This is a genomic window from Streptomyces sp. NPDC059900, assembly GCF_050270335.1.
Classification (GTDB): domain Bacteria; phylum Actinomycetota; class Actinomycetes; order Streptomycetales; family Streptomycetaceae; genus Streptomyces.
This window is the reverse complement of record NZ_JBNNJZ010000303.1, coordinates 1-10021: the sequence shown is the minus strand read 5'-3', so window position 1 is coordinate 10021 and position 10021 is coordinate 1. Positions and strand designations below refer to the sequence as shown.

At 71.5% G+C, this 10021-nt stretch carries 8 protein-coding genes; 4 read left to right on the top strand and 4 right to left on the bottom strand.

Going from position 1 to position 10021, the window contains the following annotated elements; all coding sequences use genetic code 11:
- Positions 1-142: 142 nt before the first annotated feature.
- A complete protein-coding gene (locus tag ACQKIP_RS29960; RefSeq protein WP_365864439.1) occupies positions 143-2479 on the bottom strand; it encodes a tetratricopeptide repeat protein in 2337 nt (778 codons plus the stop codon).
- A gap of 221 nt (positions 2480-2700) precedes the next feature.
- Between ACQKIP_RS29960 and ACQKIP_RS29955 the strand changes: the two genes are divergently transcribed.
- Positions 2701-3528 carry an SCO6745 family protein gene (locus ACQKIP_RS29955; protein WP_365864441.1) on the top strand — a complete coding sequence of 276 codons (828 nt, stop codon included), beginning with the start codon at positions 2701-2703 and terminating at the stop codon, positions 3526-3528.
- A 36-nt stretch (positions 3529-3564) separates the two neighbouring features.
- On the opposite strand, the gene ACQKIP_RS29950 is transcribed toward ACQKIP_RS29955, so the two are convergent.
- On the bottom strand, positions 3565-4956 hold the full coding sequence (locus ACQKIP_RS29950) for a PLP-dependent aminotransferase family protein (protein WP_365864443.1): 1392 nt from the start codon (positions 4954-4956) through the stop codon (positions 3565-3567).
- Between the two features lie 130 nt (positions 4957-5086).
- Between ACQKIP_RS29950 and ACQKIP_RS29945 the strand changes: the two genes are divergently transcribed.
- Complete coding sequence (locus ACQKIP_RS29945) at positions 5087-5728, top strand: YczE/YyaS/YitT family protein (protein ID WP_365864466.1); 642 nt, start codon at positions 5087-5089, stop codon at positions 5726-5728.
- A gap of 16 nt (positions 5729-5744) precedes the next feature.
- Here ACQKIP_RS29945 and ACQKIP_RS29940 read toward each other — a convergent pair whose 3' ends face one another.
- Positions 5745-6176, bottom strand: coding sequence for a hypothetical protein (locus ACQKIP_RS29940; protein WP_365864445.1), 432 nt, complete (start codon positions 6174-6176; stop codon positions 5745-5747).
- Between the two features lie 167 nt (positions 6177-6343).
- Between ACQKIP_RS29940 and ACQKIP_RS29935 the strand changes: the two genes are divergently transcribed.
- Complete coding sequence (locus ACQKIP_RS29935; RefSeq protein WP_365864447.1) at positions 6344-8839, top strand: tetratricopeptide repeat protein; 2496 nt, start codon at positions 6344-6346, stop codon at positions 8837-8839.
- Between the two features lie 21 nt (positions 8840-8860).
- On the opposite strand, the gene ACQKIP_RS29930 is transcribed toward ACQKIP_RS29935, so the two are convergent.
- Positions 8861-9427, bottom strand: coding sequence for a TetR/AcrR family transcriptional regulator (locus ACQKIP_RS29930; protein ID WP_365864449.1), 567 nt, complete (start codon positions 9425-9427; stop codon positions 8861-8863).
- Between the two features lie 103 nt (positions 9428-9530).
- On the opposite strand from ACQKIP_RS29930, the gene ACQKIP_RS29925 reads away from it, so the two are divergent.
- Positions 9531-10021, top strand: a 491-nt coding sequence (locus ACQKIP_RS29925; RefSeq protein ID WP_427744664.1) for an SDR family oxidoreductase, incomplete at its 3' end; no start/stop codon positions are given.

The following is a 10021-nucleotide window of genomic DNA, read 5'->3' as shown; positions in this document are numbered from 1 at the left end:
GATCCACACTGAACTCCTGCATCGCCCAACGGAGTTCGAGCCTCCTTACTCAGCGCCCCCCAGGGGCATCAACCGCCGGGCGCATCCAGGTCAACACTCCGGGGGAGCAAGCATCAGCCGACGGGAGCACCCGGCCGACGAGTCAGGAGCCGTCGTCCTGCCGACGCAGGAGCGCCACCTCGCGGTAGAGAGCAGCGGCTTCCTCCCGGTGCCCCAGCTGTTCCAGGCAGTGGGCTTGGTCGTTGCGGCTGGTGAGAGTGTCGGGGTGGGAGGCTCCCAGGGCGTGTGCACGCCTGTCGGCCACCTCGCGATATACGACTAATGCCTCTTCCCAGCGTTCCAGCCACCCCAGGGCCACTGCCGTTTCCCGCCGGCTGGCCAGGGCGTCGGGATGCTCGGCGCCCAGGGTCGCCTCCCGCAGTGCCCCGACGGCACGCGCCTCCGCGAGGGCCTCTTCCCAGCGCCCCAGTCGGCCGAGGTTGACGCCCTGGCCGTGCCGGGCCCGCAGCGTTTCGGGGTTGCGGTGCCCATCGATCCGGGTGCGATCTTCGATCAACCCCTGGTACAGCTGAAGCGCCTCTGTTGCGCGGCCGAGTCTGCCCAGACTGATGCCGACCTCGTAGCGGGCGGCCAGCGTCTCGGGGTGCTCAGCGCCCAGGGTGCGCTCACGCGCCTGCGCCACCCTGCGGAAGGCGGCCAAAGCCTCCTCCCAGCGTCCCAACTGCCCCAGTGCATAAGCGACCTCATATCCGGTGACCAGGGTGTCAGGATGGTCCGGGCCCAGAACCCGGGCACGGGCGGCTTCGACGTCACAGGCCACTTGGTAGCCCTCGTCCATCCGCCCCAGGCGGGCCAGGGAGAAAGCCAGGTTGTGCCGGCACCTCAGAGTGTCGGGATGGTCGGCCCCCGCGACCCGTACTCGGGTGGCGTAGACCGCGGCGTACACGTCGTGCGATTCGGAGTTGCGGTCCAACTGACCCATCACGTAGGCCGTTTCCTGCCGGGCGGAGAGCGTGGCCGGATGGTCCGCGCCCAGCACCTGTTGCCTGCCGAGCGCCACCTGCTCGAACACAACAAGGGCCTCCGGGGCGCGGCCGGTGCGGCTGAGGGCGAACCCCTCCTCGTAGCGGCTGGCCAGCGTGTGCTCGTGCCCGCCGCCCAGCGCCTCTTCGTACAGCGCTGTCGCATTGCGGTGGGCCTGCCCCGCCTCTGCCCAGCGCCCCAGTCTGCCCAGGGCCAGCCCCATCTGCCGACTGGCATGGTGATCCAGATGCGGGATCAGGGAAAGCGGCACCGACGGAGGCACCTCCGCCAGGCCCGGCGTATCGATGAGGTAGTCGAACGCCGTGTACCCGCCGCCCGAGGCCAGCAGCATGCTGCCTGTGGCGCTGTGCACCGGTGTACACAACCAGGCCAGAGCCTCCTCGAACGATTCCGGACGCAAGCGGTCACCGCCCCGCGCCTCCAGATACGGCTGGTGCATCTCAGCAAGCGCCGCGCGGGGCACGGGCCCGTGAACGCCGATACGCCGGCAGTCCACCGCAGAGTGCATGATCGCGGCGGCGCGCGGCCGCACTCCCGGCGCCCAGGCATCCCGCCACGCACTGAGCATGGCCGGCCCGCAAGCCAGTGCCTCGGCCACTCCGAAGCGACCATCAGCCACAGCCCGCGCGATCCGGGCATCGCCCGTGTGCGCGGCACGCTCCCGCTCACCGGTCGACCAGGCCCGCTCGAGCCGGATCACCGTCGCCGCCTGCAACAGATCACGGGCATCACGCTGACGCTGCGACTGCTCCTCGCCGGAGGAAGCGTCAGTGAGCGCGGAGGAGAGACGGTGGTGCTCCTGGGCTCGCAAGGTGGCCAGGACGAGGACGTCAGGGGAGCCATCCCGCATCACCTCGGCCAGCAGTCCGGCCGTCACACCGGAAGTCCCCAGATAGCGTTCAAGGTCATCGAGCCACAGCACGCAGCGACGCTCACCCGTCACGGCGGCCGTCAGCAGCTCCGAACTCACCGTCGGCAGAGGGCAGGCGAACGCGTCATCCGGCCGCAGGGACCGGATCGCCTCGTAGGCCAGACGGGACTTGCCCGCTGTGGACTCACCGACCAGCAGTACGAAGCCGCCGCGTACGACCGCGGCATGCACCTCGCTCTCCGCGTCACGGGTCACATACGGCGGAAGCCGCCCTCCCGCGTTGCCCGCAGGCAGAGCTTCTGCGGCGTGCACGCCCACCGCCAACGGATCCCCGACATCCCGTACCCGAGGCAACAGCGCACCCCGCCCCGCGCGGTAGAAGACAGAAGCCATTTGCTCCCGCTGCGCGGCCACGCGGTCGATACGTGCTGTCACGCGCGAGACAGGCAGCACCAAAACGGCGGCGAGCGCGGCGGCGACGGCGGCGGCTGACTCCTTCGAGAGCCACAGCCCGCAGACCACACCGACAAGGCTCGCCGCGCCGGCCAGCCCGACGTAGGCCACCCACAGGCGAACGCCGCGACCCCTCACGTGCCCCCCCAATCCGACGCCGCCCGCAACCGGACGACCTGCCCCGCTGCCCGGCGCGATCGCCAACACTCAGCCGAGCAAGCCCAGATGGACACAGTCTTCCCGGCTCCCGCGGGGGACGCCAGCAAAGCAGCATCGAGCCCCGGCCGGCCCGCACTGCTCCACGGGGCCGTGATCGCAGGCATGATGGGGCCATGGCCCCCCTCGCCCGCCGCATGTTCGAGCTCCTGGAGCCGATCTGCCTGGTGACCTTTCTCGCCGACGAGTGCAACCAGGAGCTGGCAGCGCTCGGTCACCGAACCTACTGGGACGGCTACTTCGCCAGTCGTGCCGCCCCGCTGGGCCGGGTGCCGGCGCAGGTTGTGCACGCGGCCTTCTACAGCTTCGCCGACGGGGAAGTCGCCCGGCACATCCCGGGCGCGTGGCAGACGATTGCGCCCGAGGCCTCTGTCGCCGCACGGGAGCGGGGCAGCACGGCCTCCCTGCGGCGGATCCTGGGCGAGGAACTGGACGGCTCACCGGGCCTGGTGCGCGCCGCAGACCTGACCACCCAAGCCGCGTCGAGCGCGCCCACGGCAGGGCGGGTGATGTACGCAGGGATGCGCACCCTGCCCGTGCCGGGAGAGCCGGTGGCCCGGCTGTGGCATGCGGCGACCATGCTGCGCGAGCACCGCTGTGACGGGCATATCGCCGCTCTGGTCGGCGCACGCATCGGCGGCACGGAAGCCCATGTGCTCGACGCGCTGGCCCGCGGCATCCACCCGCCGGAGTCGTTCGGGCGCCTGCATCACCTGCCCAAGGAGAAGCTGGAGGCGGTCATGGGCGGCTTGCGCGAGCGCGGGCTCGTGGACGCCGAGGGCCGCTTCACCGACGCCGGCCGGCAGACCAAGCAGCGCATCGAAGCCCTGACCGACGAGCTCGCCGCCCCGCCGTACGAGTGCCTGACTCCCGCCGAGCTCGACGAGCTGATCGCCGAGCTCGAACCCATCACCGCCAGGCTGGTGGCCGCCGGGTCGCAGTGACCTGAGGGCCGGGCGCCGCCGGTTCACGGCCCTGGATCATGCGAGGGGCGGGGGAGTGTGGGTTCCGGTGGCTCCCCGGGCGTGTGCTCGTGCTGCCCGGGCCAGTCTGGCGATGGCCCGGGCCAGTTGGCCCGGAGGGAGCGTGTAGGGCAGCCGGATGTTGCGTTCGAACGCGCCCCCGATGCCGAAGCGTGGTCCGGCCGCGATGGTCACTCCGTGGTCGGGTGCCATGGCTGCCAGCCGTGAGCTGACGGGCTGGGGGAAGGTGGCCCAGAGCGTCAGGCCGCCGGCCGGTTGCGGGGCGTGGACGTCCGGCAGGTGCTCGGCCAGTGCGCGGCGCAGGGCCTCCTGCTGGGTCCTGAGCTGCTGGAGGGCCTTTGGCCGTCGGGTCTGGTGCTCGTTCAGGAGGACGGCTGTGGCGAGCTGTTCGACGACGGGGGTGCCCAGGTCCGTTGTGGGGCGGGCCTTTTCGACGCGTTCCAGGAGCGAGGGCAGGGCGCGGATCCAGCCGGTGCGCAGACCGCCCCAGACGCTCTTGGACACGGAGCCGATGCTGATGGCTGCCGGCATGTGCAGGGCCAGGGGTTCGGGGTCGGCAACGCCCAGCGCCAGATCGGCCATGGTCTCGTCGACGACCGTGGGGCACGCGAGGTGGAGCTGTCGGCGCACGGTCGTGGACATGCACATCCCGGTCGGGTTGTGGAAGTCGGGGATCAGGTAGGCCAGATTCGCGTCGCTGCCTGCTGCTCGCAGCTGCTCGGTGTCCCAGCCGGCCGGTGTCACGGCGACGGGCAGAGGCCGGGCGCGCGCGTGGGTGAAGGTCGTGATCGCGTGCGGGTAGGTCGGATGGTCGATGAGTACCTTGTCGCGGGGCGACACGAGGACGCGCGTCAGCAGGGCGAGCGCGTGCTGCGCGCCGTTGGTGATCAGGATGTGATCGGGGCGGGTGGGCAGTCCGCGCCGCTGATACCAGCCGGCGACCGCTTCGCGCAGCTCCGCGATGCCATACCGGTCGTAGCCGTGCCGATCGAAATGCCGCGGCAGCTGTTCGAGCGCGGTCGCGAACGCGGCATGGAGGATCTCCACGGGTGCGGCCGGCGCGGCGAAGGACAGGTCGATGGTCGTGGCGTCGGTGCGCACCGGCTGCTGGGGTGTCGTGTCATCGGGCAGCCGTACCGTCGCCCGGGTCCGTGCCTGTGTGGCGAGGTATCCGTGCTCGACCAGCGTGCGAAAGGCGGTCCCCACGGTGGTCCGGCTGGTGCCGAGCGCGAGCGCCAGGTCACGTTCGCTCGGCAGGGCCGCCCCCAGGGACAGGCGCCCGTCCAGGACCAGCAGGCGCAATCGGTCGGAGAGACGCTGGTGCGCAGGCCCCGGCCCCTCCTGCCACGTTCCCAGCATCCGGGCGACCGCGTGCGAGCTGATCTTCACCCGGCCAGCATAAGCAATCTGGCTATGGAATCCAGGTCCAGATCGCCCGGAGACTCGCCGTATGACCTCTCCCGCGCCCGCCGCGCCCGCCTCAGATCCGGCACGACCCGACCCCTTCGTGCTGCCGCGCATGACCGCGTTCGCCCAGGCCCGCGCGGGCCGCAAGGCACGCCGGATCCCCCAGCTCCTGCTCGGATTGGTGGGATACGGGGCCGCCGTCATGCTGCTCGTGCAGTCCGGGCTCGGTGCGGCCAGCTGGAACGTGCTCACAGAGGGCACCGCCCACGCGCTCGGCATCTCCTTCGGCTGGGCGACAAACCTGATCGCGGTGCTGGTGCTCATTGCCTGGATTCCCCTGCGGGAGCTTCCCGGGCTCGGCACGCTCCTCAACGTCGCGATCGTCGGCTTCGCCGCCGATGCCACCGCGCTGGTGCTCCCCGCCCCGCAAGGCCTGCCGGCCGCGATCGCCTACCTGCTCCTCGGCCTTGTCGCCCTGGCCTTCTTCGACGCGCTCTACCTCGGCGCGCAGTTCGGATCGGGACCGCGCGACGGCATCATGACCGGGCTGGTCCGGCTCACCCGTCTGCCCGTGGCTGCCGTGCGCACCGGCATCGAAGTCACCGTTGCCGCGGGCGGCTGGCTGCTCGGGGGAACCGTCGGCGCCGGAACCGTGCTGATTGCCCTGTGCATGGGGCCCCTCGTCGGCTACTTCCTGCCGTTGGTGGCGGTGCGCCTTCCGGCCGCATCTGCGCCTGGGCGGCACACCCGTTGACTTCCACGAGCCGGCCTCATGCCCGGGTCCGCCACCAGGGAGCGTCAAGGGAGTCGGCGCGGATCACCAGGGCCCGCCCCACGATCGTACGGTCGAGTTCCCGCACACGGCCCCGGAGTTCGCGCGCCGACTTCCCCGGCAGCGCGTGCAGGACCGCTTCGAGGTGGTCGCGTGCGTAGCCGGGGTCGCAGCCGCACTCGGGGATCTCGCACCCGGCGGATGCGAAGGGATCGGCCACCTGGCGCAGCGGGCCGTGGGCCAATGCGGCCCAGTGCCAGAAGGCCTTGGCCGTGTCCCCGGGGCTGTAGCGCGCCAATTCCAGGCGCCGGATGGCGGCTTGGCAGGATCCCGACAGCCTGTTGATCGGCGGGTAGGAGTAGCGGAAGTAGTAGCGGGAGCGGGCGACGGGCAGCTCGGCCCGCACCGCGGACGGGCGCCTACGCGGCATTGCCCTTTCGGCACAGAGTCATGGGCGGCACGATACCGCCGCACCCGGCGGGTGATCCAGAGCCGGCTCCCTGCCAGATCGGGGCGCAAACAGCTCCGCGGGTAGGGGTTTCCGCTCAGGATCGGGCATCCTCGCTGCGGTGCCTGCCACCGCCCTACAGTTGGCGTGTGGACCTGGTGACAGCCCTCACCGTGGCAGGAACGTTCGCCGGCGTGATGAGTGTGGTGGTGGCGCTCGTCCAGGGCAGACAGGCACCCGATCCCGCACCCGCCGCTGACCCGCCCCCGCCCTCGTCCCCGCCCCCGCCCCCGGACCATGGCGCGAGACGGGAACCGCCCCCTGAAGGCGCTGCTGATTCCCCGCCGGACGCCCGCAGCACAACGCCGATGGCCCGCGCGCTGCGCCCGCCAACGGGACGACTGGGGCAGCTCCATGGCCGCGAGGACGTGCTGGAGGTGCTGAGCGGCCGGCTCCGCGCGCCCGACGGACGCTTCCAGGTACTGGCAGGGATGGGCGGCGCAGGAAAGACGACGCTGGCCCTCGCGCTGGCCGAGCGCGCCGAGCGCCAAGGGCGCAGCGTGTGGTGGGTCTCTGCCACGGAGCAGAGGTCGATGTCGTTCTCGCTGCTCGCCTTGGCGCTCAGCCTGGGTGCGCCCTCTGCCCGGGTGGAGGAGGCACGAGCCGGAGTGCGCGATCCGGCCGATGTTCTGTGGGAACACCTGGAGGCGCAGACAGGATGGCTGCTCGTCTTCGACAACGCCGACGACACCGGCGAACTGGCGCTCGGCGGCGCCCCTGTGGCAGACGGCACCGGCTGGCTTCGCCCGACACCGGCCGGACTGATCGTGGTGACCAGCCGGAACATGGACCGGCGAGAGTGGGGCCGCCACGGCGTTGTGGTGCCGGTGTCGTGTCTGGACCCTGCTGCCGGCGCGCGCGTCCTTCTGGACTTGGCTCCGCACGCCGGTACGCCCGCGGAGGCGCAGGCACTCTCCCGGCGCCTCGGCGGCCTCCCGCTGGGCCTCCACCAAGCCGGGGGATATCTGGGATCGCCCTTTGCCCTGGAGCGCACCTTCACTGCCTATCGCGAGGCACTGGACGACCGGTTCCCGCTGCTCATGGGGCGAGCGAGTGATCCCCGCTCGGGCGTGGTCCACACCTGGGAACTGTCCCTGGACGCCCTGGCGGCCCACGACAGGGCCCCGGCCCGACCGCTTTTGAGGATCCTGTCGTGCTTCGCCCCCGCCGCGGACATCACCTCCGCACTCCTGGACTTGCAGGCACTGGGCGACGATCTGGGGATCACGGCCGGAGAGGTGGGAGGCGCACTGGAGGCCCTGCTGTCCGTGGGGCTCATCGAGCTGGGGACCATATCCGGGCCAGACGACATCCCCAGCGTGGTCGTGCACCCACTGGTGGCGGCCGCCAGCCGCCAGCACCTGCACGTACCGCTCACCACAACAGCAGCTCGCGCCCTGCGAGTTGCCACCCGGCGCCTGCGCCCGGACGACCCCGACGACTGGCCCCTGTGGCTGCAACTCCTGCCCCACCTGCGTTCCCTGCTGTCCCTTCCTCCGGCCGCACTGGACACCGGGGGCCTTGCCGCGATCGCGCGGGCCGTGGTCACCACGAGCCCGGCGCTGCGGTGGAGCGGGGCATGGTCGGCACCGGAAGCCCTGACCCGCGATGCCCTGTGCCAGGCGGAGTCTCTCGGCCCGGACCACGAGGCGGTACTCGGCCTGCGATACGAGCAAGCCCTCGCCGCCCTGTACCAAGGGCACCTCGCCGCAGCAGAAGCGCAGCTGAGCGGCACCCTCGCGGCGCAGCTCGCCACCCTGGGTGCGGATCACCCCGCCACCCTGGCCACCCGCCACGAAACGGCACACCTCTACGTAGAACAGGGACGTTTGGCGAAGGCCGAGAGCGCCTGCCGCGCCGTATTGCGCGACCAGCTCAGGGTGCTGGGACCTGACCACCCGGAGACGCTGGCCACACGTCACTGGCTCCTGCGCACGGTCGGCGAGCGAGGACGCTACGCAGAAGCCGAGGCAGGCTACCGCGACTTGTTGCGCGCGCGGAGCCGGGTCCTGGGACCCGAGCATCCCTACACCTTGTGGACCTACAACAACCTCGGCTTGCAGCTCTCCTACCAGCGGCGCTTCGCAGAGGCACAGGTCACGTTCAGCGAGCTGATCGAGGCGCGCCTGCGCGTCTTCGGGTCCGATCATCCCTACACGCTGCAGGCCCGCGCCAACCGTGCCGGGGTCCTGGCGGAACTCGGGCGCGTGCAGGAGGCGGAGGCGGAGTTGCGCGAGGTGCTGGAGACGGAACTGCGGGTGCTGGGGGCCGAGCACGTCAACGTACTCGACGCCCGCTGCGAACTGGCGCAGACGCTCGCCGCGCAGGGACGCCACGCGGACGCGGAGCGGGAGTTGCGGGAGGTCATCGACGTCGAGGAGAGAGTCCTGGGGCCCGAGCACCATCTTGTGGGCGATGCCCGGCTCGCGCTGGGCAAGACCCTGGCAGGCCAGGGCAGGCACGCGGAGGCAAGGGCAGAGCTCCGGGCTCTGCTCGCCCTGCAGACGCGCACACTCGGTCGGGACCATCCGAGAGCGGCGGCGACACGGCAGGCCCTGGCTTCCATCGGCCTGACCGGCAGTTGAGTCGCCCGGCCGTGGGCGGGGTCAGCCGGCGGGGTCCGGGCTGATGCCCTGCAGGGCGAGCCCGAGCAGGTGGGTGGCGTGGGGCAGAGGCGTTGCCTGGTGTTCTGTGGCCAGGGCGATGCCGACCGTCAGAGTGAGCAGGTCGTGGAAGGTGACGTCGTCCCGGACGGCTCCGTCGTCGATGGCGCGGCGCAGCAGCGGGGCGCCCGCGGCTTCCAGGACGCCGTTGCAGGAGTCCGCGGCGGCATCCCGGGCGGGCGGTTCATAGGTGAGGGCGACGGCCAGTCCGCGCGCGGAGACCGCGTAGGCGAGGAGGTCGTGCGTCCAGGTCAGCAGTGCCGCACGGCTGTCCTTCGCGTGACGTGCGGCGTGCGCCTGTTCGGCCAGTGCCTGCATGCGCTCGTGGTAGACGGCTTCCAGGAGCGCCTGGCGGGTGGGGAAGTGCCGGCGCACGGTCGCTGATCCCACGCCCGCGGTGCGGGCGATCTGCTCGAGGGAGGCGTCTGCGCCGTGCGAGGCCACTTCCGCTTCGGCGACTTCGAGGATGCGGGCGTAGTTGCGGCGTGCGTCCGAGCGCTGACCGGTCATGACTTCCCTTGCTTGCTAAGTGGCGGGCCCCGCCATATCGTAGCGGAAGGCTAAACGGCGGGCCCCGCCGTTTAGCCTTCCGAGACGTGCGAGAGGATCGGCCATGCCCGAAATTTCTGCTCCTGTTCTGGTGACCGGCGGCACGGGCCGCCAGGGAGGCGCGACCGCCCGGGCGCTGCTGGCCGCACACGAGCCCGTCCGGGCGCTGGTGCGCGACCCGCACACCGGCGCGGCCAGAGCCCTCGAGGCGGGCGGCGCGGAGCTGGTCACCGGCGACCTGACCGACCCGGACTCCCTGGACCGCGCCGTCCGGGGAGCGAGTGCGGTGTTCTCGGTGCAGATGCCGCCCTTCACGGACGACGGCGTCGACTTCGCCGGAGAACTCGCGCAGGCCACCAACCTGATCGAGGCGGCGCGGCGGGCAGGCGTGGGCCAGTTCGTGCAGTCCTCCACCAGCGGCGTCGGCGCACACACCCAGGCTCCCGGCTGGGACGACGGCCGCTGGGCGCCCATGCAGCCGTACTTCGAGACCAAGCAGGCGATCCTGGAAGCGGTACGCCGCGCGGGCTTTCCCCGTTGGACGGTGATCAAGCC